The sequence below is a fragment of the Microbacterium sp. bgisy207 genome, from assembly GCF_057706855.1.
In genome coordinates this window covers 1-22,863 of sequence record NZ_JBYIPB010000007.1, presented here as the reverse complement: position 1 = coordinate 22,863, position 22,863 = coordinate 1, and the positions used below count along the sequence as shown (strand labels likewise).

Below are 22,863 nucleotides of genomic sequence, written 5' to 3'. Positions count from 1 at the left end.
CGTACCTGCGCTCACCCCATCGAGGACAGGTACGCCGTGAACGCCGGGTCGGACATCAGCGGCACGACGGCAAGGGCTCCCACGATCACGTGTGTGACGACCGCACCGACCAGCGGAACCCACCACGCGAGTTTCCTGGCCATCGTGCGACGCACCGAAAACCACGCGGTGATGAGGTAGCCGAGCACGAGCGAGATCGCCGCCGCAGTCCCCCAGACCCGTCCGCCGTCGAGATTCGTGTACTCGCCGGGGATCCCCATCACCTCGAAGACCGTGGCGGCGTACTGCGGAAAGTCGAGAAGCGCCAGCGCCGCAACCGCGACATTCACGAGCGCGTAGGCCAGCAGCGCGAACGTGACGATGCGATCGATCGCGCCGGAGCGCGCCCCGACGCTCGAGGCGCCGGACCCGGGCGCAGCACGGTCGGGGGACGCCGCCGATGCGGCATCGGTCACCGATTCGCCGGTCTCAAGCGACCACGTCGCATCCGGTTTCTGGATCCGGGCACGCTGCTCTTCGGGAGTCGCGTAGACGCCGTACCTCGGCTCCGGCCGCTCGTCCTCGCTCATGCGCGCACTCGCCCGCCCCGGTGACCGGCGGCACCCTGGCGAAGCTCCTTGGGGAGCGAGAACATCAGGTCCTCCTCAGCCGTACGAACCTCGGCCACGTCTCGGTAGCCCGCCGAGGCAAGGTCTTCCAGCACCTGCTGAACGAGAACTTCGGGCACGGATGCGCCGCTGGTCACGCCGACGCTGGCGACACCCTCCAGCCACTCCTGCCGGATCTCGTCGGCATAGTCGACGCGGTACGCGGCCTTCGCACCGTACTCCAGCGCGACCTCGACAAGTCGCACACTGTTCGAAGAGTTCGCGGAGCCGACGACGATCACGAGGTCAGCGTCCTGGGCGACCTTCTTGATGGCGACCTGGCGGTTCTGCGTGGCGTAGCAGATGTCGTCGGAGGGCGGGTCTTGCAGCTCGGGAAAACGCTCACGCAGTCGACGTACCGTTTCCATCGTCTCGTCGACCGACAGTGTCGTCTGCGATAGCCACACGACGCGCGATGGATCCCGCACCTGCACAGTGTCGGCCTCCTCGGGCGAATTCACGACCGTGATGTGCTCGGGTGCCTCGCCGGCGGTCCCCTCGACCTCTTCGTGACCGACGTGCCCGATGAGCAGGATCTCGAAGTCATCGCGGGCGAACCGCACGGCTTCGCGATGCACCTTGGTGACCAGCGGACACGTCGCATCGATCGCCTGGAGCTGGCGGTCCGCCGCGGACTGGACGACGGCTGGGGAAACGCCATGCGCACTGAAGACCACGTGAGCTCCCTCGGGCACTTCGTCGACCTCGTCGACGAAGATCGCACCCTTCTGCTCGAGTTCGGTCACGACGTGGATGTTGTGAACGATCTGCTTGCGGACATAAACGGGGGCGCCGAACCGCTCCAGGGCCTTCTCGACCGCGATCACGGCACGGTCGACGCCGGCGCAGTATCCCCGGGGCGCAGCGAGCAGCACCCGCTTGGGTCGGTCGACCGGGATATCCTGGAGGCGCTCTCGGCGCCGCGGGACGCGGGGCATGGGCATGTGGACCGCGGGAGTGCTCATCGCTCCGATTCTACGGGCGTGGTCTGAGCGGGGACGGGGAAACCGAGAGGGACTATGACGACGTTTCAGCCCGAGGCAGTTCCTGGGCAGTCCCCTCCCCCGGATTCGGTGCACCCCCGAGACTCCAACGCCCAGTCTCCGACGTCGGTCGCTCGTCTCGGCGAGACGATCCGCGGCTTCGTCGAGACGTGGGGCTCGGTGTGGGTCGAGGGCGAAATCACGTCATGGAACCTTCGCGGCGGGAACGTCTTCGGGCGCATCAAAGATCTGACGACCGACGCCACGATCTCGATCCGCATCTGGTCGAGCACACGCCAACGACTCCCGTCCGACCTCGCGGTCGGCGATCGGGTCGTCGCGTGCGTCAAGGCCGACTACTTCACCCGGACCGGTGACTTCAGTTTCGCCGTGTCGGCTATGCGGCACGTGGGTCTGGGGGATCAGTTGGAACGGCTCGAGCGGCTGCGAGCCCAGCTGCGCGGCGAAGGCCTCTTCGATCCCGCCCGCAAGCGGCCGCTTCCCTTCCTGCCGCATCTGATCGGACTGATCACGGGTGAGAACTCCGATGCCGAGAAGGACGTCCACCGAAATGCCGAGCTGCGCTGGCCGCGGGTCCGGTTCCGCACGCGCTACGCGGCAGTCCAGGGCGACCGCTGCGTCCCCGAGACCATCGCCGCGCTGAAGGCCCTCGACGCCGACCCCGAGGTCGACGTCATCATCATCGCGCGTGGCGGCGGCGACCCACAGACACTCCTCGGCTTCAGCGATGAGCGGCTCGTGCGCGCCGTCGCTGCGGCATCCACCCCGATCGTCAGCGCGATCGGTCATGAGAACGACCACCCGATCCTCGACGATGTGGCCGACCTTCGTGCGTCCACGCCGACGGATGCCGCAAAGCGCGTCGTCCCGGATGTCGCCGAACAACGAGCGCTGGTGGCGCAGCTGCTCAGTCGAGCGCGAACGCGGGTGACGCAGCGACTGTCCCACGACATCTCCCAGTTGGAACAGCTGCGCTCCCGGCCTGTGCTGCGCAATCCTGAGCATGCCCTCTCGCAGCGCGCCCAGCACATCGAGCTGCTGGTTGCGCGAGGTCGCGATCACGCGGAACGCGCCGTGGCGACGCAGTCCCGGCGTACCGCCGAGCTGCGGGCGGCGGTACGGGCGCTGTCTCCGGCCTCCACCCTCGCCCGCGGGTACGCGATCGCGCACCTCGCTGGCGGCGTCATCGTGCGCGACGCCGGGCAGGCACCCCCCGGCTCCGACGTCACGGTCACTGTCGGACGGGGATCGTTTGCGGCCCGCTCCGCGGGTGAGATCGCCGAGGCGAGCACGCCCGATCCGCCGCTCTAGGATGGAGTCCATGACCGCCGCGAACCCTTCCGCTTCGGGGGACATCGACGGCCTGTCTTTCGAGCAGGCGCGCGACGAGCTCGTGCGCGTGGTCGCGGAGTTGGAGCAGGGTGCCCCAACCCTCGAGGAGTCACTCCGACTGTGGGAGCGCGGCGAAGCGCTCGCGGCACGGTGCGAGCAGTGGCTCGTCGGTGCGAAGGAACGGCTGGATGCGGCGCGCGCATCATCCAGCCGTACCGAGAGCGGGAACGAGGGGTAATGGCGCAGCGTGAACGGATCGTCGCCGAACTCGGCCGACCCGAAACGGCCGCTGAGGCGGCAGCGCGCAAGGCCGAGTCCTCGCGTGTCTACCGCTCGAGCCAGACCTTCCGCAATCTCATCGCCGCTCTCGTCATCACTCTCGGCGTCGTCGCGATCGTCATCTTCGCGGTGCCGCGCGGCGAGCCGGCTCCGCAGGAACCGATCGATGTCGAAGCGGTGGCACGAGAGGTATCGCTGACCCTCGACGGGTCGACCGCGCTGGTTCCAGCGGTACCCGACAGCTGGCTGGTCACCTCCGCAACAGTCGCGGGCGAGGACCCGCGCACCTGGACGGTGCTGTATGTCCCCGATGGCGATGCCGGCTTCGTTCGCGTCGCGCAAGGATTCGGCGCCGACCAGACGTGGGCGACCCGGGAACTCTCGGGCGCGGATCCGGCCGGCACGATCGTCATCGACGGCGTCGAATGGGTGGAGTACGACATCCCCGACCCCGCGAGGGCGGGCAACATCTCGGCGGCGATCAGCACCACGCTCGGCGACGACACCGTGCTCGTCTACGGCGCCACGGATGCCGCAACGCTGCGCGTGGTCGCCGAGGGGCTCACCGAACAGATCATCGCTGCCCGGGAGGAGAGCTGATGACGCCGACCGCGACGCCCGCCGAGGTGTGGAACGAGATGCGCCAGGGCAACGCCCGGTTCGTCTCGGGAGATCCTTCCCACCCCCGGCAGGATGTCGAGCGTCGTCATGAACTCGCCAGCGGCCAGCGCCCCCGTGCCGCACTGTTCGGGTGCGCAGACTCGCGCCTGGCCGCGGAGATCATCTTCGATCAGGGCCTTGGCGACCTCTTCGTCGTCCGAAACGCCGGACAAGTGATCTCGGATTCTGTCGTCGGGAGCCTGGAGTACGCGGTGGCGGTGCTCGAGGTTCCCCTGATCGTCGTGCTCGGCCACGACGAGTGCGGCGCCGTTGCGGCAGCCATCGAATCCACGACGGTCGATGCTCCCTCACTTCCCCCGCACATCTGGCGGCAGATCGCCCCCATCGTCCCCGCGGTACGACGGGTCATCCGAGCATCCGAGGGCGGCGCTGTCGATGCCGAAGAGGTCGGCCGCGAGCATCTGAGAGACACGGTCGCCGAGCTCCTCCACTCGTCCGAGCTGATCAGCGACGCCGTGGCCGCGGGCACGCTCGCGATCGTCGGAGCGAACTATCGACTCTCCGAGGGGACGGCGGTACCCGACGTCATCGTGGGCGCCGCCGAGAACTCCTGATCACCGCGGGGCGGATGCCCCAGACAGAACCGAAGCGAAGGAACAAGGACGTGACTGACATCGAGTACCGCATCGAGCACGACACGATGGGCGAGGTGCGGGTCCCCACGCACGCGCTCTACGCCGCGCAGACGCAGCGCGCGGTCGAGAACTTCCCCATCTCGGGCGACGCGCTCGACCCCGCGCAGATCGTCGCGCTGGCGCGCATCAAGAAGGCCGCCGCGCTTGCCAACAAGGACCTCGGCACGCTCGATCCGCAGATCGCGGACGCGATCGCATCCGCGGCCGACGAGATCATCGGCGGCGCTCACGCCGACCAGTTCCCCATTGACGTCTACCAGACCGGCAGCGGGACCTCGTCGAACATGAACATGAACGAGGTGCTCGCGACCCTCGCATCCCGCAGCCTCGGCCAGACGGTGCACCCGAACGACCATGTCAACGCGTCGCAGTCCTCCAACGATGTCTTCCCCACATCGGTGCACGTCGCCGTCACACAGGAGCTCATCGACGACCTCATCCCGGCTCTGGACCATCTGGCGGTCGCGCTCGAGGAAAAGGCGGAGCAGTGGAAGAGCGTCGTCAAGTCCGGACGCACGCACCTCATGGATGCCACTCCGGTCACGCTCGGCCAGGAGTTCGGCGGCTATGCGCGCCAGATCCGTCTCGGCATCGAGCGGGTGCAGGCGGTGATCCCTCATGTCGCTGAAGTGCCGCTGGGAGGCACGGCGGTGGGCACCGGTATCAACACTCCGCTGGGCTTTCCTCAGCGGGTCCTCGAGATCCTCGTGGCGGAGACCGAGTTGCCGATCACGGAGGCCAAGGACCACTTCGAAGCCCAGGCAAACCGTGACGCGCTCGTCGAGGCATCGGGCGCGCTCCGGACGATCGCGGTGTCACTGACCAAGATCAACAACGACCTGCGCTGGATGGGGTCAGGTCCCAACACGGGGCTGGCCGAGCTACGCATCCCCGACCTCCAGCCCGGGTCATCGATCATGCCCGGCAAGGTGAACCCGGTGGTTCCCGAAGCCACACTCATGGTCTGCGCACGGATCATCGGCAACGACGCGACGATCGCGTGGGCGGGCGCCTCCGGAGCCTTCGAACTCAACGTCGCGATCCCTGTCATGGGTACCGCGCTTCTGGAGTCGATCCGGCTGCTCGCGAACACGGTTCGGGTCCTGGCCGACAAGACGATCGTCGGCCTCGAGGCGAACGTCGAGCGCGCTGCCGCATTCGCCGGCATGTCGCCGTCGATCGTCACCCCGCTGAACAAGCTCATCGGCTATGAGGCCGCCGCGAAGATCGCCAAGCATTCGGTGTCTGAGGGCATCACGATCCGCGAGGCGGTCATCGCTCTGGGCTACATCGACCGGGGCGAGCTCACCCTCGAGCAGCTCGATGAGAAGCTCGACCTCCTGTCGATGACCCGCGCGGGCTGACAGCGCGTGGATGCGCTCGGCACGAGTGCCGCGCGATAATCACGACATGGCGCGGTCGCAACGGCCGAGTACTGCTCGGCGTCGCATCGTCACGGGGTCGACGGTGGCGTGCGCTGTCGCGCTCGCGCTTGTCGGAGGCGTCACGTTCACGGTTCAGGCGGTCGGTGTCTGGAACGATCCGGCGCGGCTCGATGACCTCCTGCTTCCGATGGTCGTGTTCGGCGCGGCATCGCTCGTGGCGATCGGGATCGTGGCGATCGTCGGGTGGTACGTCGTCGGCGCAGCCGTCCGTTCGATCGAGGGCGTGCGGACCGCCGCCGAGAGCATGACTCTGGGCGATCTGAGCCGCCGGCTCCCCTCCGACGGCGAGCACGGTCTCGCGGAACTGTCCCAGACCGTCAACTCCATGCTCGACCGACTCGAAGGTTCGGTCGACTCGCATCGTCAGCTTCTGGACGATGTCCGTCATGAGCTGAAGACCCCGATCACCATCGTGCGCGGGCACCTCGAGATCATGGACGCTTTCGATCAGGCGGATGTCGATGCGACCCGGGCGATCGGGATCGCCGAGCTCGATCGCCTCTCCCGTCTGGTCGAGGACATCGATCTGCTCGCGGCGGCCGAGACCGACACGTACGAGCACGGCGACATCGACCTGGCCGTGCTCACCGCGCGGATGGGTGACATGGTCGCGGTCATCCCCGGGCACGACTGGCGTGTCGCCGCGCGGGCGACCGGACGGATGCGGGGCGACGCCGATCGCCTCCTGCAGGCGTGGCTCCAGCTCGCCGACAACGCGGCGAAGTACTCCCCCGAGACAACTCCGATCGAAATCGGGAGCGAGACGGATGCTGTCGAGGTTCGGCTCTGGGTCCGCGACCACGGCCCCGGTGTCCCGCCGGCGATGAGGCATCGGATCTTCCGCCGTTTCGACCGCGCGGGGCGACGCCGTAGTGTAGGAGGATCAGGGTTGGGATTGGCGATCGTCGACGCCATCGCAAAAGGCCACGGTGGCCGATGCGAGGTGAGCGACAGCCCCGGGGGTGGGGCAACGTTCACCATCCATGTGCCGCACACCAGCGGCGCGGCCTACCCGGCGCCGGTACGCGCCGATGACGTGATTCACCAAGGGGGGAGCCGGTGACGACGATTCTCATCGCCGAGGATGAGCCGCAGATATCGGCCTTCGTGGCGCGCGGATTGCGCGCCGCGGGGTACGAGACGGTGATCGTGGACGACGGTCCGCCCGCGCTCGAACTGCTGCGCGCGGGCGGCATCGACCTGGTGCTCCTGGACATCGGTCTGCCGACGCTGGACGGTTTCGACGTCCTCCGTCAGATCCGGCGCGAGGGTGGCACCGTGCCCATCATCATGCTCACCGCCCGCACGAGCACGCGGGACACCGTGGAGGGCCTGGAAGCGGGCGCGAACGACTACATTCGCAAGCCCTTCACCTTCGAGGAGCTTCTCGCGCGTGTCCGGTCCCGACTTCGGGAGTTGCCGACCAGCCCCGGGACGAAGATCTCTCACGGCGAAGTGTCGCTGGACCTGCTCTCCCGGCGAGCGCTGGTCGGCGGCCGCGAAGTCGAGCTGTCAGCACGGGAGTTCGCCCTCGCCGAGCAATTCTTGCGCAGCCCCGGCACAGTGCTCTCGCGCGAACAGTTGCTCAGCCGCGTGTGGGAGATGGACTTCGATCCGGGCTCGAACGTCGTCGACGTCTATGTGCGGTACCTTCGCGGCAAACTCGGGGCGCACCACATCGCCACCGTCCGCGGTGCAGGCTACCGCTGGGAGTGACGACCAACGAGAATGCCCCCGGCGTCTGGGGAGTCGCCGGGGGCGGGTCGGCTATTGGGGGGTCACCGACCGGGGGCCTCGCGATCTGGGGGGCTCGCGGAACCCTTTAGCTCCATGGTGTCAGACACCCGGTCACCACAGACCCGCCCCTCGATGAGACTCTTCTCATGGTTGGATACGGGTCTGCTGTGAGCGCGCCGATCCCGTCAGATCAGGACAACTCTCCGGATTCGAGAAGGTCCGTGACCAGCGCCGCGATCGCCGAACGCTCCGACCGTACGAGCGTGACGTGACCGAACAGTTCCTGGCCCTTGAGCGTCTCGATGACCGACGCCACGCCGTCGTGCCGACCGACCCGGAGGTTGTCGCGCTGACCGACGTCATGGGTGAGGACAACCCGTGAGTTCTGGCCGATGCGGCTGAGGACCGTCAAGAGGACGTTCCGCTCGAGCGACTGCGCCTCGTCGACGATGACGAACGCGTCGTGGAGCGAGCGCCCGCGGATGTGGGTCAGCGGCAGGACCTCCAGCAAGCCGCGCTCGACGACCTCGTCGAGGACATTGCCCGAGACGACCGAACCCAGCGTGTCGAAGACCGCCTGCCCCCAGGGGTTCATCTTCTCGCTCTGGTCACCCGGGAGGTAGCCCAGCTCCTGACCGCCGACAGCGAACAGAGGGCGGAACACGATGATCTTGCGTTGCTGCTGCCGCTCGAGCACTGCCTCGAGCGCCGCGCAGAGCGCGAGCGCGGACTTGCCGGTGCCCGCCCTGCCCCCGAGGGACACGATGCCCACCTCGGGATCCAGGAGAAGATCGATGGCGACACGCTGTTCCGCGGAGCGGCCGTGCAGTCCGAAGACCTCCCGGTCGCCGCGGACGAGGCGAAAGCCCCCGTCGCCGGTGACTCGCCCGAGGGCCGATCCGCGTTCGGAGTGGATGATGAGGCCGGTGTTTACGGGCAGTCCGGTGACCTGCTCGCTGGTGGCCACCTCGCTCTCGTAGAGATCGCTCAGCTCGTCGCCGGAGATGTCGATGGTTGCGATGCCCGTCCATCCGGAATCCACTGCCTGCTCGGCCAGGTACTCCTCGGCCGAGATCCCCAGCGAAGCGGCCTTGACGCGCATCGGCAGGTCCTTGGACACGACGGTCACCTCTTGACCGTCGGAGGCGAGATTCATCGCGACGGCAAGGATTCGACTGTCGTTGTCGCCCAGCCGCATCCCTGAGGGCAGAGCGTCGGGGTTCGTGTTGTTGAGCTCGACGCGCAGCGTGCCGCCCGCACCGACCGGAACCGGGAAGTCCAGTCGCCCGTGCTCTACCCGGAGTTCGTCGAGGTGACGCAGCGCCTGTCGCGCGAAGTAGCCGATCTCGGGATCGTGCCGCTTGCCTTCGAGCTCGGTGATCACGACAACCGGAACCACGACGTTGTGCTCCGCGAATCGGAAGAACGCGCGAGGATCACTCAGCAGCACCGATGTGTCGAGCACGTAGGTGCGCAGCGTCTGATCCTGCTCGGCATCCTCGATCCGGTGGTCCTGGAGGGCCCGATCCTGTGCCTGTGCTGCCCGTGTGGTCACAACCCACTCCCGCCCCGGGTGGTAAATCCCGGTACCCAGCGAGTCGACCAGGGGTCACGAGTCGCGATCCTGACGGCCGACCCGGTCGGGCGCCTTGCCCGACGAGTTGAACGTACGACGCCACCCGGGTGCCGCGGGCGGCGACACGCTGTCGGCACCGTTACGTCGAGGTAAATTTCCCTCGACCGCTACCAGGACCGGGATGCCGCGAACGCCGACACGGCGGACGCGAACAGCGAGAGCGATTCATCGTCCGTTCCGGCGTGAGCCGACACCCGGATCGTGCCGCCGCGCGGCGTGATGGTCACGCCCGCGTTGGCCAGCGCCGCCGCGAGGGGCCCGGCGTCCTGCGGATCGGGAGCGAGGGTCACGATGCCCGCGCGACGTTCGGGCTCTCGAGGGGTGAGGACGGGAATGGCGTTCTCGTCGGCGATCTCGATCACTCGCGTCGCCCGGTCGGCGACGACCTCGGAAATGGTCGCGACACCGACGTCATGGATCTCCTGCAGCGCGCTCCCGAGCCGCGCGGCAGCAAGCGAGTCAGCCTTCGAGACGATGAAGGCTCGCGCGTCAGGGGCCGGCGCGGGGAGGGCGTCGACGGGGAGCCCGTCGGCCACTCCCGCGTAGCCCGAGAGCACGGGGGTCAGCCTGTCGACCGCGCGCTGGCTGTAGCTGGCCACTCCGGTACCGCGTCCCGCGCGAAGCCACTTGTAGCCGTTCGCGCAGACGACATCGGCAGCACTGTAGTCGGCATCCACGATCCCGAGTCCCTGGATCGCGTCGACGATCAGAAGACGGTCACCGATGACCTCGCGCAACGCGGTCAGATCGGCACGAAATCCGGTGCGGAAGTCGACGAGGCTCACCGCGACGGCCGTGATCTCGTCGGTGAGCGCATCGCGCACAGCATCCGGCGTCATGTACCCGTGCTCGGGGTCGAGCCAGGCTGCGCGAACGGTGTCCATCGAGGCCTCGGCGCGCGCGGCGGCAATCGTCAGCGCCGGATACTCCGCACGCGAGAGCAGGATGGTTCCGCTGAGGCCATAGATGGCTTGCTGCAAGCCGTGGCTGGTAGAGGGTTGGATGACGACCTGCTCGGCAGGCACACCCAGCACGGATGCCGCGTGAGCACGCGACTGGTCGACGTGCTCGTTCACGAGGTCGACGCTGGAGCGGCGCCCCGTTCCAAGGAGTTCGGCATCCGCGTGCACTTCACTGCGCACGACGGGCGAAAGCGGACCGAACGCGGCCCAGTCGAGGTAGCCGGGCTCGGAATCGAACGATTCGATATACGTTGTGATGTCACCCGTCACGGTCACATTCTGGCACGGCCTGGCACCGACGGGGCGTGCGCGATGCGTCGACAGGACGCCCGGGAGAGGGGCTTAGCCGCCGAACCGACGCTCCCGACTCGCGTAGTCACGCAGCGCCCGTAGGAAATCCACTTCGCGCAGGTCGGGTCCAAGGGCCTCCATGAAGTAGAACTCGCTGTGCGCGCTCTGCCACAGCAGGAAGTCGCTCAGGCGCTGCTCTCCGGAGGTGCGGATGACGAGGTCGGGGTCGGCCTGTCCGCCGGTATAGAGGTGCTCGCCGATCTGCTCCGGGGTCAGGCTCGCCGCGAGTTCTTCGAGCGAACCTCCGTCGCGGTCGTGGGCGGCGATGATGCTTCGCACGGCGTCGACGATCTCGGATCTTCCCCCGTACCCGACCGCGAGGTTCACGTGGAGCCCGGTATTGCCCGCCGTGCGGGCTTCGGCAGCACCCAGCACGGTGTTCAGCTCCGGCGGGAGCAGGTCAGCCCGCCCCACGTGCTTGACCCGCCAATCGCGGACTCGCGAGAGCTCTTCGGCGAGACCGGCGATGATCTGCAGCAGATCGTTCAGCTCCGCGGCGTCGCGCTTTCGCACGTTGTCGGTCGAGAGGAGGTAGAGGGAGACGACACGAACCCCGAGGTCGTCGCACCACTCGAGAAACTCCCGCATCTTGGCGGCGCCCGCGCGATGGCCGTGCGCCGCGGTCTCGTAGCCGAGCTGGCGCGCCCAGCGGCGATTGCCGTCGATCATCATCGCGATGTGATGCGGCATGTTCTCCGGCGTCAGCTGACGGCGAAGTCGAGCGGTGTAGAGCCGATACAACGGCCCCTTACCGCGCGCCGTTGCCCGCACTCCCGATGCCACACGGCAACGTTACTCCTGCCGCCGCGGACTCATCTGCGAGGCACGTCGCCGACGAGAGGCCGCGAGCGTACTCCCACTGGCATACGCGGACTCGTAGGCTCGAAGAGTGACCCCATCCGGCGCGGACCATCAGCCCCCTCCCCCGACCCCCGACTGGGACGAGGCGGTCGAGGGCGCGGAAATGCCGCGGATCCCGCTGGTCGAAGAAGCCGAGTCCGTCACGCGCGACGAACTGAAGCCCTCCTGGCGCGGGTGGATCCACGCGGCGACCTTCCCGATCGCGTTTGCGGCCGGCATCGTCCTGATCGTCCTGTCGCAGGGTGCCGCCGCGAAGTGGTCGGCGACGGTGTTCATGCTGACGTCGCTGTTGCTGTTCGGAAACTCCGCGCTGTACCACCGGTTCCGGTGGAAGCCCGCGACCCGCGCTGTTCTCAAGCGCATCGATCACGCGAACATCCTGCTGCTGATCGCAGGGACGTACACCCCGATCGCGGTGCTCGCGCTCCCGACGAGGGAGGCGACCATCCTGCTCTCCCTGGTGTGGGGCGGCGCTGTGCTCGGCATCCTGTTCCGGGTGTTCTGGATCGACACGCCGCGCTGGCTCTACGTCGCCCTGTACCTGGTGCTCGGCTGGGCAGCCGTCATGTACATCGTTCCGCTGTTCCAGGCGAGCGCCGCAATGATGGTGCTCGTGGCCGTCGGCGGTGTTCTCTACACGCTCGGCGCTGTCGTCTACGCGCTCAAGCGCCCGAATCCCTGGCCGAACCACTTCGGGTTCCACGAGATCTTCCACGTGTGCACCGTGCTCGCGTTCCTGTGCCACTGGACCGCGTGTCTTCTCATCGGGCTCAGCCCGGCCTATCACGGGTAGACCCCGCCGGCCTCGAGAACGCCGCGTTAGGAGCCTTCGGGCCGCGAGTTTCGCTCAGGATCGACCTCGTCCGTCTCGGTCGCGGATTCGTCCGAAACGCCGAGGCCCTCCGCCTCCGCTCGGGCCTCGGCGTCGAGTTCATCCCGGATGTCGGCGCGCACGCGGCCGCGTCGGATCCGTCGCATCATGTCGGTGATGAGCAGGATCACTGCCACCGCGAGCAGCGCGATCACCAGGAAGCCCCACGGACCGGGAGTGACCAGGTTCGGATCGACCGTCGATGACGGACTCGGTACGGGGGTCGCGGTGACCATCGGAATGCGCATCATGTCTCGTTTCGGGTGGCCAGCGTCTAGCCTGGAGTTCCAGCCTACGACCCTCGAGACACCCCCATGACGACCGCCTCCTCTGCATCCGCCGACGCGATCCGCGCCAAGCTCGATGACCGCTACGGGAGATCGCGCGGTCGCGCGCCGCGCTGGGCGATCGCTCTCGGGCTCGTGGCGGTCGGCGCCGCGATCGGCTGGTTCGCATGGATGACGGTCGCGGGCTCACTCGAGAGCGTGGATGCCGACACCACGGGGTTCGAGGTGATCGACGATCGGGTCGTGAACCTTCGCTTCCAGGTGACGGCTCCCGTCGGACGCGAGGTCGCGTGTGTGCTGGAGGCGCAGGACGAGGATCACGGGATCGTCGGGTGGCGCGTGCTCGTCATCCCGCCCTCGACCGAACACACGAGGGGATTCGTCGAGACGATCCCCACGACGGCCGGCGCCACGACGGGTTTGATCAACTCCTGCTGGGTGACGTAATCTAGCCAGACCGTAATCCACGACGCCCTGGCGCTGCCGGGGCGTCTTGCCATATCGGCGCCGACGAAAGGAGACGCTCGTGTCCAGCGATGCCCCGGTGACCTTCCTCACCCAGGAGGCGTTCGATCGCCTCAGCGCCGAACTCGAGCACCTCTCCACGGTCGGCCGCGAAGAGATCGCAAAGCGTATCGAGGCGGCGCGCGAAGAGGGAGACCTCAAGGAGAACGGCGGCTACCACGCCGCCAAGGACGAGCAGGGCAAGCAGGAGGCCCGCATCCGTACCCTCCAGGCGCTGCTCAAGAACGCCAAGGTCGGCGAAGCACCCGAGAGCATGGGGGTCGTCGAGTCGGGAACTGTCGTCACCGCGATCATCGCGGGCGGCGAGGAGGTGTTCCTCCTGGGCAATCGCGAGATCGGTGCGGGTTCCGAGTTGGATGTCTATAGCGAGGCGTCGCCGCTGGGGGCCGCCATCCTCGGCCTCAGCGAGGGAGACAAGACCTCCTACACCGCGCCCAATGGCCGGGAGATCACCGTGGAGATCGTCAAGGTCGAGACCTACGACGGACAGTGAGTCGCCCTGTCAGTCCGCGGCGACATGAACGACGAACCCGGCGTTCTCGAGCGTCGCGATGACGTGCGCCTTGTGCTCCTCGCCTCGGGTTTCGACGCTCAACTGCAGTATCACCTCGCTGATCTGAAGCCCCTGCCCGTGGCGCGTGTGCAGCACCTCGATCACGTTCGCTCCGGCCAGCGCCAGCAGCTCTGACACGCGCGCAAGCTGTCCGGGCCGATCCGGCAGCGGGATGCGCATCGTCATGTATCGACCCGACGCCGACAGCCCGTGGGCGACGACGCGCTGAAGAAGCAGCGGGTCGATATTGCCCCCCGACAGCACGCACGCCGTCGGGCCCTGAGCGGTGATCTTGCCGGCGAGAATGGCGGCGACACCGACGGCTCCGGCTGGCTCCACAACCTGCTTGGCGCGCTCCAGAAGCACCAGCAGCGCCCGAGCGATGTCGTCTTCGGACACGGTGACGACCTCGTCGACCAGTTGGCTGATGATCTCGAAGGGCAGGTCTCCTGGGCGCGCGACCGCGATCCCGTCGGCGATCGTTGCGCGGGTGGCGACCTCGATGGGGTGCCCGGCCGCCAGTGACGCGGGGTAGGCGGCAGAGTTCTCGGCCTGCACTCCAATGACGCGGACGGACCGGCCCACGGCCGCTGCGCGCGCCTTGACCGCTGCGGCGACACCGGAGATCAGTCCCCCGCCTCCGATGCCGATGATGACCGTGTCGAGGTCGGGGACGTCGTCCATGAGCTCGAGCCCGAGCGTTCCCTGGCCCGTGATGATATCGGGGTGGTCGAACGGGTGGATCAGCACCGCCCCCGTGCGCTCCGCAAACTCGGCGGCCAGGCGAAGGGGGGTCTCCACCGTCGCACCTTCGAGGATCACATCGGCGCCGTACCCGCGTGTGGCCAGCAGCTTCGGAACCGGCACCCCGAGGGGCATGAAGATCGTCGCCGCGATCCCGAGCTCCTGTGCGGCCAGGGCGACGCCCTGCGCGTGGTTTCCTGCGGAGGCCGCGACGACGCCGCGCGCGCGCTCAGCGTCGGTCAGCCGCGAGAGCCGGTTCGCGGCGCCACGGATCTTGAACGAGCCGGTGCGCTGCAGGTTCTCGAGTTTGAGGGCGACGGGAACGCCGAGCAGGTCAGTCAGATGCAGGGACTCGTCCATCGGCGTGCGGCGGATGACGCCCGAAAGAGTTGCGGCCGCATCCTCGACGTCGGCGAGGGTGGGGATGCTCACCTCCCGATTCTCCTCGGCCGGGGAACCGTCGACCAAATCAGGTCGGGCGCGTCGGGTCTCGCGCCGGTCTCCCATGCCCGGTCACCGATGTAGACGGCCACGACGTTGACGAACGCGGCCAACGGGACCGCGAACAGAGCGCCCGGGATGCCCGCGATGAGCGCGCCGCCCGCGACGACGAGCACGACGGCCAGCGGATGGACCTTCACCGCGGATCCCATCAGAAGCGGCTGCAGAACGTGCCCCTCGAGCTGCTGGACGCCCAGCACGACCACCAGCATCCACAGCGCGATCCATGGGCCGTTGTAGACGAGCGCGAGGAAGACGGCGAGCGCTCCGGTGAGGACCGCACCGACGATCGGGATGAAGGAGCCGAGGAAGACCAGGACGGCGACGGGGATCGCGAGGGGCACCCCGAGCAGGAACGCCCCCAGACCGATACCGACCGCATCGATCGTCGCGACCAGCAACTGCGTCCGTGCGTAGTTGGCGACGGTGACCCAGCCGGCGCGCCCGGCGCCGTCGACCGCGGGACGGGACGCCCGCGGGAACAGCCGCGTGGTCCACCGCCAGATCCCTGATCCGTCAGCGAGGAGGGTGAGGAGGATGAAGACAGTCAGCAGAGCGCCCGTGGCCACGTGTCCCACGGTGGTCCCGATCGCCAGAGCGCCGGTCCACAAGAGTTCGGCCTGCTGCTGAATGAAGGTCCACGCCTGCGCGAGCAGGTCGTCGATCTGTTCGGCCGTCAAGTGAAGCGGTCCATCGATCAGGTACTGGCGAAACTGTTGCACGGCCTCGATGGTGCGCTGCTGAACCGACGGCCACTCGCGCGTGATCTGCCAGATCGCCAGCCACAGCAGGCCCGTGATGATGGCGGCAGTGCCCACGACGGTGAGGAGGATCGCGAGCCACTTCGGGAAGCGAAGGCGTAGCATTCCGGTGAACGCAGGCCATACCAGGGCCGTGAGCAGGATCGCGATCAGCAGCGGGATCACCAGCAGTTTGAGCTGGATGACGATCCAGACACCGACGCCGACGGCGGCCGCGATCACGAGGAATCGCCATGCGTACGCCGCGGCGAGATGGTACCCGGGAGGGATGCCGCGCGTCGCCTCCATCGACACGATCCGACGTCGGTCCCGGATCGCGTCAAAGAACGATCCTTTGGGCTTGTCGTCGGGAGCGCTCATCCGCTCAGTCTAGAACCGGGCGCACCGCCAGCCGGCAGCAGGCCCACTAGCGTGGGGGTGTGAAACGTGGTCCTCTCATCGCCGTTGTCGCGGGGGGTGCGTTGCTGCTTGCGCTGGGCGCCGCACTGGTCTGGGTACTGCTTCGCCCGGCGGGGCCGCAGGCGGTCGCGGAGGACTACTTCGAGGCTCTCACCCGTGGCGACGCCGCGTCAGCGCTCGCCCTCGTCGCCGCTGAGGATGTGGATGCCACCGTCGCCCAGGCGGCGTTCGAGGGCGCGTCGGGGAGGATCTCGGGAGTGACCGTCTCAGGGGTGGACGAGGACGGCGAAACGGCGACAGTGTCGGTTGCGTTCTCCCTCGACTCCCAGCCCGGCACGGCGGCGGTGGGGCTCGTTCGCACCGCCGACGGATGGAAGGTGACCGAGAGCGGGCTCGGATCGATGGCGATCAGCTCAACGCTCGGAGACGCCGCGGCGCTCGGCACCGCGATCGTCGCGGCGGACGAGCCGATGCTCCTCCTCCCCGCGCGCTATGACGTCATCCCCGCTCCTGTCGGCATCCTGACCGGCGAGGCGTCCGCGGCGGTAGTTCCCGGCGGCGCCGCGGCCGTGGACCTGCAGCCGCGGGTCGCGGACGGCGCGGTCGAGGCGGCGGCCACGCAGGTCCAGGCGTACCTCGACGCGTGCGTCGCGCCCACCGACTCGGTACCGGAGAGCTGCGGCATCCGTGTGCCGTGGGCAGCCGACCTCGCCGCTCTGGCCTCGCTGGCGTTTCGCGTCGAATCCGCGCCGACGCTCGCCTTCTCGGACGACCTGTCGAGCTTCGCGGCGACCGGCGGTGTGCTGGTCGCGACTGCCAGCGGCACGACCCGCGACGGTTCAGCGGGAAGCTTCACCTATCGCACGGATGAATGGTCGCTCCGCGGCGGCATGACCTTCACCGGCAATCGGCTGGTCCTGTCGGTGGACTGAGAACGGGCGGCAGCACGAGCTGTCCGTCAGAATTCTGCGCCCATCGTGTGCAGGCGTTCGATCCGCGCGGGGATCGGTGGGTGCGTGGCGAACAGGCGGGACATGCCCTTTGCGCTCAGCGGATTCGCAAACCACAGGTGCGCCATCGACGTATTGGCTCGGTTCAGCGGCTGGGCGTGGGACTCGAGCTTGGCGAGCGCGGATGCCAGACCGTCGGGGTCGCGCGTGGTGAGCGCTCCGGTGGCGTCGGCGAGGTACTCGCGCTGACGGGAGATAGCCGCCTGCACCGCGCCGGCCAGCAGCGGCGCGACGATCGCCGCGACGATGCCGAAGATGAGGAAGAACAGCTGCGCCTGGCTGTTGCCTCCTGAGCGCCTGAGTCCGCCGAAGAAGGCCATGCGCATGAGGATGTCGGCGAGCAGCCCCACCGCGACGACGAGGCCGAACACGATCAGTGAGACTCGAATGTCGTAGTTGCGGATATGTCCGAGTTCGTGCGCGAGCACTCCCTCCAGCTCCCGGTCGGTCATGATCTCGAACAGTCCCGTCGTCACCGTGATCGCCGCTTCTTCGGGCTTGCGGCCCGTGGCGAAGGCGTTCGGAGCTGAGTCCTCAACGACGTAGAGCCGCGGCATGGGCGTACCGGTCGTGATGCACAGGTTCTCGACCAGCCGGTAGTACCGCGGGGCCTCCTCCCGCGAGACCTCGATCGCGCCTGCCAACGCGAGCGCTTCGCGGTCTGCGGCGAAGTACTGCACCGTTGCGTATCCGACGGCGAAGATCAGCACGAAAGCGGTGACCCACCAGTTGTTGCCCATGAGCCAGCCCGCGAGCAGGCCCACGGCGCCCAGTCCCAGCACGAACAGGATCAGGATGAACCAGGTGTTGCGCTTGTTCCGCGCGATGGCGCTGTACATGCGGCCTCTCGCCGGAGCCGACTAGAACTGGATACGCGGCGGCTCGGAAATCGCTGCCCCGTCGACGACCTCGAAGAACTCCCGCTCGGTGAACCCGAGGTTCTTGGCGAAGAGATTGTTCGGGAAGACCTTGATCTTGGTGTTCAGTTCGCGAACACCGCCGTTGTAGAAGCGGCGGGATGCCTGGATCTTGTCCTCGGTGTCGACGAGAGCCTGCTGCAGCTGCAGGAAGTTCGTGCTCGCCTGCAGCTGCGGGTAGGCCTCCGCGACGGCGAACAGGGACTTCAGCGCTTGCTGCACGTGCCCCTCTGCGACACCGGCCTCTGCGGGGCCGGACGCCGACAGCGTCTCGGCTCGCGCCTGAGTGACGTTCTCGAACACGGCCCGCTCGTGGGCTGCGTAGCCCTTCACGGTCTCGATGAGCCCGGGTATCAGATCCGCGCGGCGCTTGAGCTGGACGGTGATGTCGCTCCAGGCCTCGTCTACGCGCACATTGAGCTGCACGAGCGAGTTGTACGTCGCCCACAGATAGATGCCAACGATGACGACCAGCGCCACGATGATCAGAACCGGGATCAGCCACTCCCACATGCCAGCCATCCTAGGGGACGGGCCTCACCGCTGACTGTGAGTGCGTCGGGTGTTCGCGCGCGGCACACTCAGCTTCCGAGCACGCGCTCCAGGTAGGCGTTCTGGAAGGCCCGCTGCGGATCGAGCCGATCGCGCAGTGTCACGAAGTCGTCAAACCTCGAATAGCGAACACGCAGCGCCTCGGCATCCAGCGTGTGCATCTTTCCCCAGTGCGGCCGGCCGTCGTGCGCGAGCATGATCTGCTCGACGGCGGTGAAGTACTCGGTGGGGTCCTCCCGCCAGTAGCGGTGCACCGCGATGTACGCGGAGTCTCTCTCGTGCGCGGTCGAGAGCCACCGGTCATCGGCGGCCGCGAAGCGCACCTCGACGGGGAACGAAATCCGCCACCCTCGGGCACGGATGAGCGCCCGCATCTCGTCGAACGCGGGGCGGGCCGCCGCGGCCGGGAGGGCGTACTCCATCTCGCGAAACCGCACCGTCCGGCGCTGCGTGAAGACGCGGTTCGACCGGTCGGTGTAGTCGCGATTGCCGGTGAGGTTGACCGCGAGGCGGGAGAACGGCGGCACGATCGCCGGAACCCGCGCACCGAGGCCGCAGACAGCACGGTAGACGCCGTTGGCGAGCAGGGTTTCATCGACCCACTTCCCGACCACCGGCAGCGGCGAGCGCACCGCAGACTCGGGCAGTCGTGTGTTCGACTTCGTCAGCGCGACATCCGTGTGAGGAAACCAGTAGAACTCGAAATGATCGGTCGCCGCGACCCGGTCGTCCAGGCCGTCCAGCACATCGAGCAGCGGCTCCGGACGCTCAGTCGCGTCGAGGAGGAAGGCGGGGACACACTGCACCGTCACCTCGACCAGGATGCCGAGAGCACCGAGTCCGAGCGCGACGGCCGGGAGCAACTCCGCGTTCTCGGTTTCTGTGACCCGCAGTAGCTCGCCGGTCCCCGTGACAAGCGTCGCCCCGACGATCTGGGTGGAAATCCCTCCGAAGGCGGCACCGGTGCCGTGTGTTCCCGTGGAAATGGCGCCGGCGATCGTCTGCCGGTCGATGTCACCGAGGTTCTCCATCGCGAGGCCGTGTGGCGCGAGCAATCCCGGGATCTGGTGCAGCCGCGTTCCGGCACGCAGCGTCACGCGACGCCGCTGCGCGTCGACGGACACGAGCCCTGTCAGATCGCTCAGATCGAGCAGGACGTCCGGGGCGATGGCGATCCCGGTGAAGCTGTGGCCCGAGCCCACCGCCTTGATACGACGGCCGCGGGAGAGCGCCGCCTGCACCGACCGCTGCACGGCATCTGCGGATGCCGGGAACTCGACGCTCTGCGGTCGCACGCGTGCCGAGCGCCCCCAGTTCTGCCAGGTGCCACCCGGTCGTGTCACAGGAACGCCTTCCCTTCGCCGCGATACGTCGGTGCTTCGCCGACGACGGTGTCGTCGTCGACGAGCAGGTAATGCTCGACTCGCTCGGCGAGTTCGCCGCTCTTGGCATGCCGGAACCACACCCGATCCCCCACGCGCAGGTGTCGAGCCGCTTCGCCCTGCAGGGGGGTCTGCACCTCCCCCGCTCCTTCGCGAGGCAGCGTTCGAAGACCGGTCGGCCAGACCGGCCGGGGCTGGCGCGACGCGACGGACGGGCCCGACGCTATCCATCCACCACCGAGGACCGTCGCGATGTCGGGGGTGGGCTTGCGCACGACCTCGAGCGAGAAGGCGGCCGCTGGCTGGGGGGCGAAGGCGCGGTATCCATCGAACAGGTGGCCGGCGAACAGGCCGCTTCCCGCCGTCACTTCCGTGACTGCCTGGTCGGATGCCGTGAACTCGAGCGATCCGGTTCCACCGCCGTTGACGAACTCGAGGGGGGCGATCGGTCGCAGGGCTGAGACGATCGCCTGACGCCGCTGCAGAAGCTCAGCGGACGAGCGCTGCTGCATCCATCGAATGAGGCCATCGCCCGAGCCCGTGGCATCCCCCTGGCCGGCGATCTGCGCCTCGTACATCATGAGTCCGACGAGTCGGAAACCGTCGCGGCGTGTGATCGCTCGGGCGAGGCTCGCCACCTCGCCCGGTTCATGCACGGGTGAGCGGCGGACGCCGATGTGACCGAGAGCGGGAGCACGCCACGACCCGTCGGCGTCGATTGCGACACGGATGACGGGCCGCGCGCCCGGCGGCACGACAGCATCGACGACGTCGAGTTGGGCAAGATCATCGACCATGAGCGTGACGCGCGCGCATGCCTGGTCGCTCTGGGCCAGGGCAGCGATCGCCGCGCGGTCAACTGTCGGATACCCGAGAACGACGTCGTCGTGCGTTTCGGCGAGCCAGAGCGCTTCGGGCAGTGTGAAGGCGAGAATCCCGGCGTAGCCCGGGAGCGCGAGGGTGGCGTCGATGGCCTCCCGCACGCGGATGGACTTGCTGGCAACCCGGATCGGGACGCCTGCAGCACGCACCGCCATGTCCAGCGCATTGTGCCGCAGCGCCCCGAGGTGAAGCGTCGCCACGGGGCCGGAGACGTCGGCTACGGCATCCGTCTGCCTTTGCCAGAAGGTGGCGGAGTCGTGAGCCGGCTGTTTCGCATCCGCCATCGCCTGACCAAACGACACCATGACGGCACTCTACTCGGACTGTCGTTCTGACTCTGGCGGCTCAGCGCGGTGCCGACGGCTAGCCGCTGGACCGACCCCCGCTCGCGGACTGATCGCGGCGCCCAGGCACAACCCGACCGTTGCCCGGCGCCAAGCGCGCTTAGGCGGCGTGGGGGTAGAAGGTGGGGAGGTGTCGTTCAGGCTGGACGACATACCTGCGCCCGTGTGGGGATACCCATTCCAGGGACCCGTCATCGAGGTGGGTGATCTGCCACCCGCCATGATGTTTCACCGTGTGGTGGCCCTGACAGAGCGGGGCCGTGTTGGTCACACTCGTCTCGCCCCCGTGTTCCCACGCGATCGTATGGTCGATCTGACACTGCGAGGCCGGTTTCCCGCATCCCGGTCCCATACACCGGTCAGCCCGCCACTTCACGAGCTTCACCAGCTCCGGCGGTGGCCGATACCTCGTGCGGCCCACCGAGACCACGGCCCCGGTTTCAGGGTGGGTCAGGACCCGCATCCACCCCGACGCATTACCGGCCAGCTGCCGGGCGGTCTCGATCGGGATCGGACCAACCCCCTCCACCTCCGCCGGATCGGTCACACCCTCGACCCCGAGCAGGGCAAGGGCAGGGACGGTGACCACCACGGTCGCTTGGATCCCCCGCGCACCCTCCGGGTGCTGGGCCACGACCCCATCGATGAGCAGGTCGCAGAACACGTCAGCACGAATCTCATCCAACGACCGCTCCCCCGAACCTTCGGGCGAGCCGCCGCGGGTCGAACCGCGGTCGTGGTCACGGATCACCACCGCCTGCTGGGTGACCCGGGTGTAGATCGCGTGAGCTTCCACCGACGGAACCAACGCATGCACCCACGCCATCGAATCCCCCACCGGTTCCACCACGATCCGACGCCCCCGCACCGCGGCTTCATGGCGCTCCGTCAGAGTCGGGGCGGTTTCCCGGTCAATCAACCGCCGCAACGCCCGCCGAAAAGACCCCACCGGCAACGACTCCGCCAACCCCAACGCCCGCCCCACCAGGCGTGCCGCAAGATCGGGGTCGAGCACATCCAGGTCATCAACGAGGATCTCCGCATGCCGGACCGTCACACCCGCGTGCGAGAGCGACTCCAACACGCTCGGATAAGAGTGCACCAGCGACTCGGCACGGGCGAGCATCATCCCCGCCGCGCTCTCCGTCACCCGCAACGCCGACGCCAACTCCAACCGGAGTGAGCGCATCACCAGCTCCCGCGACCCACCCCCAAACCGGGTCACATCATCCAAAGCCTCCAGGCGCAGGTCATCGACCCGCGCGAACCGTTGCGCCGCGAGCACCGCCTCCAGATCAGCCGCCTCGAGCACCAGAGCGACAGCATCCGGACGCGGCGGAACCCACCCGGCCTCACCATCCCACTCACACACATCGTGCTCGTACAGGAACGCGTCAGCATCCGAAGCCCCAGTCCCCGACTCACCCACGCCAACCTCTTCCATACCCCCGACACTACGAGGGGGCTCCGACATTCACGCGCCCATCCATCCCGTCGGTGATTGACTTGGCGCGTGGGATTCGAGCCGTGTCGCGTGGGTCACATCGATGAGCTCGAGACGTTCC

At 67.9% G+C, this 22,863-nt stretch carries 24 protein-coding genes; 11 read left to right on the top strand and 13 right to left on the bottom strand.

Going from position 1 to position 22,863, the window contains the following annotated elements; genetic code table 11:
* Window positions 1-11: 11 nt before the first annotated feature.
* A complete protein-coding gene (locus tag AC3ENO_RS08020; protein WP_434970121.1) occupies window positions 12-569 on the bottom strand; it encodes a DUF6264 family protein in 558 nt (185 codons plus the stop codon).
* Window positions 566-1,585, bottom strand: coding sequence for a 4-hydroxy-3-methylbut-2-enyl diphosphate reductase (locus tag AC3ENO_RS08015; RefSeq protein WP_434970306.1), 1,020 nt, complete (start codon window positions 1,583-1,585; stop codon window positions 566-568). The genes AC3ENO_RS08020 and AC3ENO_RS08015 overlap by 4 nt, the downstream gene beginning before the upstream one ends.
* An 81-nt stretch (window positions 1,586-1,666) precedes the next feature.
* On the opposite strand from AC3ENO_RS08015, the gene xseA reads away from it, so the two are divergent.
* Genes xseA through AC3ENO_RS07980 form a run of 7 tightly spaced genes read left to right on the top strand, consistent with a single transcriptional unit; the run spans window position 1,667 to window position 7,739 of the window.
* A complete protein-coding gene (gene xseA, locus AC3ENO_RS08010) occupies window positions 1,667-2,962 on the top strand; it encodes an exodeoxyribonuclease VII large subunit (RefSeq protein ID WP_434970120.1) in 1,296 nt (431 codons plus the stop codon).
* Between the two features lie 10 nt (window positions 2,963-2,972).
* Window positions 2,973-3,221: an exodeoxyribonuclease VII small subunit gene (locus tag AC3ENO_RS08005; RefSeq protein WP_434970119.1), complete on the top strand. Its 249-nt coding sequence runs from the start codon at window positions 2,973-2,975 to the stop codon at window positions 3,219-3,221.
* The gene (locus AC3ENO_RS08000) at window positions 3,221-3,862 is read left to right on the top strand and encodes a DUF4245 family protein (RefSeq protein ID WP_434970118.1); all 642 of its coding nucleotides are present in this window, start codon (window positions 3,221-3,223) and stop codon (window positions 3,860-3,862) included. The genes AC3ENO_RS08005 and AC3ENO_RS08000 overlap by 1 nt, the downstream gene beginning before the upstream one ends.
* Complete coding sequence (locus AC3ENO_RS07995; protein ID WP_434970117.1) at window positions 3,862-4,497, top strand: carbonic anhydrase; 636 nt, start codon at window positions 3,862-3,864, stop codon at window positions 4,495-4,497. Before AC3ENO_RS08000 ends, AC3ENO_RS07995 begins: the two co-directional genes overlap by 1 nt.
* A gap of 50 nt (window positions 4,498-4,547) precedes the next feature.
* Window positions 4,548-5,942, top strand: a complete 1,395-nt coding sequence (locus AC3ENO_RS07990; protein ID WP_434970116.1) for a class II fumarate hydratase — start codon at window positions 4,548-4,550, stop codon at window positions 5,940-5,942.
* A gap of 46 nt (window positions 5,943-5,988) precedes the next feature.
* Window positions 5,989-7,086: a sensor histidine kinase gene (locus AC3ENO_RS07985; RefSeq protein WP_434970115.1), complete on the top strand. Its 1,098-nt coding sequence runs from the start codon at window positions 5,989-5,991 to the stop codon at window positions 7,084-7,086.
* On the top strand, window positions 7,083-7,739 hold the full coding sequence (locus AC3ENO_RS07980; protein ID WP_434970114.1) for a response regulator transcription factor: 657 nt from the start codon (window positions 7,083-7,085) through the stop codon (window positions 7,737-7,739). The genes AC3ENO_RS07985 and AC3ENO_RS07980 overlap by 4 nt, the downstream gene beginning before the upstream one ends.
* Before the next feature lie 211 nt (window positions 7,740-7,950).
* On the opposite strand, the gene phoH2 is transcribed toward AC3ENO_RS07980, so the two are convergent.
* The 3 genes from phoH2 to AC3ENO_RS07965 all read right to left on the bottom strand — a co-directional run bounded on the left by phoH2 (window position 7,951) and on the right by AC3ENO_RS07965 (window position 11,492).
* Window positions 7,951-9,315, bottom strand: a complete 1,365-nt coding sequence (gene phoH2, locus AC3ENO_RS07975) for an RNA 5'-3' helicase PhoH2 (protein ID WP_434970113.1) — start codon at window positions 9,313-9,315, stop codon at window positions 7,951-7,953.
* A gap of 188 nt (window positions 9,316-9,503) precedes the next feature.
* The gene (locus AC3ENO_RS07970; protein WP_434970112.1) at window positions 9,504-10,628 is read right to left on the bottom strand and encodes an aminotransferase class V-fold PLP-dependent enzyme; all 1,125 of its coding nucleotides are present in this window, start codon (window positions 10,626-10,628) and stop codon (window positions 9,504-9,506) included.
* Window positions 10,629-10,700: 72 nt separating this feature from the next.
* A complete protein-coding gene (locus tag AC3ENO_RS07965; RefSeq protein ID WP_434970111.1) occupies window positions 10,701-11,492 on the bottom strand; it encodes an isoprenyl transferase in 792 nt (263 codons plus the stop codon).
* A 181-nt stretch (window positions 11,493-11,673) separates the two neighbouring features.
* On the opposite strand from AC3ENO_RS07965, the gene trhA reads away from it, so the two are divergent.
* Entirely contained in the window at window positions 11,674-12,363 is a 690-nt protein-coding gene (gene trhA / locus AC3ENO_RS07960; protein WP_434970305.1) for a PAQR family membrane homeostasis protein TrhA, read from the top strand.
* Window positions 12,364-12,389: 26 nt separating this feature from the next.
* Here trhA and AC3ENO_RS07955 read toward each other — a convergent pair whose 3' ends face one another.
* Complete coding sequence (locus AC3ENO_RS07955) at window positions 12,390-12,692, bottom strand: hypothetical protein (RefSeq protein WP_434970110.1); 303 nt, start codon at window positions 12,690-12,692, stop codon at window positions 12,390-12,392.
* 63 nt (window positions 12,693-12,755) lie between these two features.
* Here AC3ENO_RS07955 and AC3ENO_RS07950 point away from each other — a divergent pair, with 63 nt between their 5' ends.
* Entirely contained in the window at window positions 12,756-13,175 is a 420-nt protein-coding gene (locus AC3ENO_RS07950; RefSeq protein WP_434970109.1) for a DUF4307 domain-containing protein, read from the top strand.
* A 79-nt stretch (window positions 13,176-13,254) separates the two neighbouring features.
* Entirely contained in the window at window positions 13,255-13,746 is a 492-nt protein-coding gene (greA, locus tag AC3ENO_RS07945; RefSeq protein ID WP_434970108.1) for a transcription elongation factor GreA, read from the top strand.
* A gap of 9 nt (window positions 13,747-13,755) precedes the next feature.
* Here the strand turns inward: greA and ilvA are convergent, their stop codons facing one another.
* Both ilvA and AC3ENO_RS07935 read right to left on the bottom strand, forming a co-directional pair.
* Complete coding sequence (ilvA, locus tag AC3ENO_RS07940) at window positions 13,756-14,982, bottom strand: threonine ammonia-lyase (protein WP_434970107.1); 1,227 nt, start codon at window positions 14,980-14,982, stop codon at window positions 13,756-13,758.
* Window positions 14,979-16,172, bottom strand: coding sequence for an AI-2E family transporter (locus AC3ENO_RS07935; RefSeq protein ID WP_434970106.1), 1,194 nt, complete (start codon window positions 16,170-16,172; stop codon window positions 14,979-14,981). Before AC3ENO_RS07935 ends, ilvA begins: the two co-directional genes overlap by 4 nt.
* 59 nt (window positions 16,173-16,231) lie before the next feature.
* On the opposite strand from AC3ENO_RS07935, the gene AC3ENO_RS07930 reads away from it, so the two are divergent.
* The gene (locus tag AC3ENO_RS07930; protein ID WP_434970105.1) at window positions 16,232-17,143 is read left to right on the top strand and encodes a hypothetical protein; all 912 of its coding nucleotides are present in this window, start codon (window positions 16,232-16,234) and stop codon (window positions 17,141-17,143) included.
* Window positions 17,144-17,169: 26 nt separating this feature from the next.
* On the opposite strand, the gene AC3ENO_RS07925 is transcribed toward AC3ENO_RS07930, so the two are convergent.
* From AC3ENO_RS07925 to AC3ENO_RS07905, 5 genes are all read right to left on the bottom strand, one after another.
* A complete protein-coding gene (locus AC3ENO_RS07925) occupies window positions 17,170-18,060 on the bottom strand; it encodes a M48 family metalloprotease (RefSeq protein WP_434970104.1) in 891 nt (296 codons plus the stop codon).
* Between the two features lie 21 nt (window positions 18,061-18,081).
* Window positions 18,082-18,651 (bottom strand): LemA family protein, encoded by a 570-nt coding sequence (locus AC3ENO_RS07920; protein WP_434970103.1) that lies wholly within the window; start codon window positions 18,649-18,651, stop codon window positions 18,082-18,084.
* Between the two features lie 68 nt (window positions 18,652-18,719).
* Entirely contained in the window at window positions 18,720-20,033 is a 1,314-nt protein-coding gene (locus tag AC3ENO_RS07915; RefSeq protein WP_434970102.1) for a D-arabinono-1,4-lactone oxidase, read from the bottom strand.
* A complete protein-coding gene (locus AC3ENO_RS07910) occupies window positions 20,030-21,259 on the bottom strand; it encodes an alanine racemase (RefSeq protein WP_434970101.1) in 1,230 nt (409 codons plus the stop codon). The genes AC3ENO_RS07915 and AC3ENO_RS07910 overlap by 4 nt, the downstream gene beginning before the upstream one ends.
* 139 nt (window positions 21,260-21,398) lie before the next feature.
* Window positions 21,399-22,742 carry an HNH endonuclease gene (locus tag AC3ENO_RS07905; protein ID WP_434970100.1) on the bottom strand — a complete coding sequence of 448 codons (1,344 nt, stop codon included), beginning with the start codon at window positions 22,740-22,742 and terminating at the stop codon, window positions 21,399-21,401.
* Between the last annotated feature and the right edge of the window lie 121 nt (window positions 22,743-22,863).

Bases quoted from the DNA above. Each gene is read 5' to 3' on its own strand.
- AC3ENO_RS08005 (WP_434970119.1), top strand. From the start codon at position 2,973: ATGACCGCCGCGAACCCTTCCGCTTCGGGGGACATCGACGGCCTGTCT.
- AC3ENO_RS07925 (WP_434970104.1), bottom strand. From the start codon at position 18,060: ATGTACAGCGCCATCGCGCGGAACAAGCGCAACACCTGGTTCATCCTG.
- AC3ENO_RS08000 (WP_434970118.1), top strand. From the start codon at position 3,221: ATGGCGCAGCGTGAACGGATCGTCGCCGAACTCGGCCGACCCGAAACG.
- AC3ENO_RS08020 (WP_434970121.1), bottom strand. From the start codon at position 569: ATGAGCGAGGACGAGCGGCCGGAGCCGAGGTACGGCGTCTACGCGACT.
- AC3ENO_RS07985 (WP_434970115.1), top strand. From the start codon at position 5,989: ATGGCGCGGTCGCAACGGCCGAGTACTGCTCGGCGTCGCATCGTCACG.
- xseA (WP_434970120.1), top strand. From the start codon at position 1,667: ATGACGACGTTTCAGCCCGAGGCAGTTCCTGGGCAGTCCCCTCCCCCG.
- AC3ENO_RS07995 (WP_434970117.1), top strand. From the start codon at position 3,862: ATGACGCCGACCGCGACGCCCGCCGAGGTGTGGAACGAGATGCGCCAG.
- trhA (WP_434970305.1), top strand. From the start codon at position 11,674: ATGCCGCGGATCCCGCTGGTCGAAGAAGCCGAGTCCGTCACGCGCGAC.
- AC3ENO_RS07910 (WP_434970101.1), bottom strand. From the start codon at position 21,259: ATGGTGTCGTTTGGTCAGGCGATGGCGGATGCGAAACAGCCGGCTCAC.
- AC3ENO_RS07905 (WP_434970100.1), bottom strand. From the start codon at position 22,742: ATGGAAGAGGTTGGCGTGGGTGAGTCGGGGACTGGGGCTTCGGATGCT.
- AC3ENO_RS08015 (WP_434970306.1), bottom strand. From the start codon at position 1,585: ATGCCCCGCGTCCCGCGGCGCCGAGAGCGCCTCCAGGATATCCCGGTC.
- AC3ENO_RS07950 (WP_434970109.1), top strand. From the start codon at position 12,756: ATGACGACCGCCTCCTCTGCATCCGCCGACGCGATCCGCGCCAAGCTC.
- AC3ENO_RS07955 (WP_434970110.1), bottom strand. From the start codon at position 12,692: ATGATGCGCATTCCGATGGTCACCGCGACCCCCGTACCGAGTCCGTCA.
- AC3ENO_RS07920 (WP_434970103.1), bottom strand. From the start codon at position 18,651: ATGTGGGAGTGGCTGATCCCGGTTCTGATCATCGTGGCGCTGGTCGTC.
- AC3ENO_RS07935 (WP_434970106.1), bottom strand. From the start codon at position 16,172: ATGAGCGCTCCCGACGACAAGCCCAAAGGATCGTTCTTTGACGCGATC.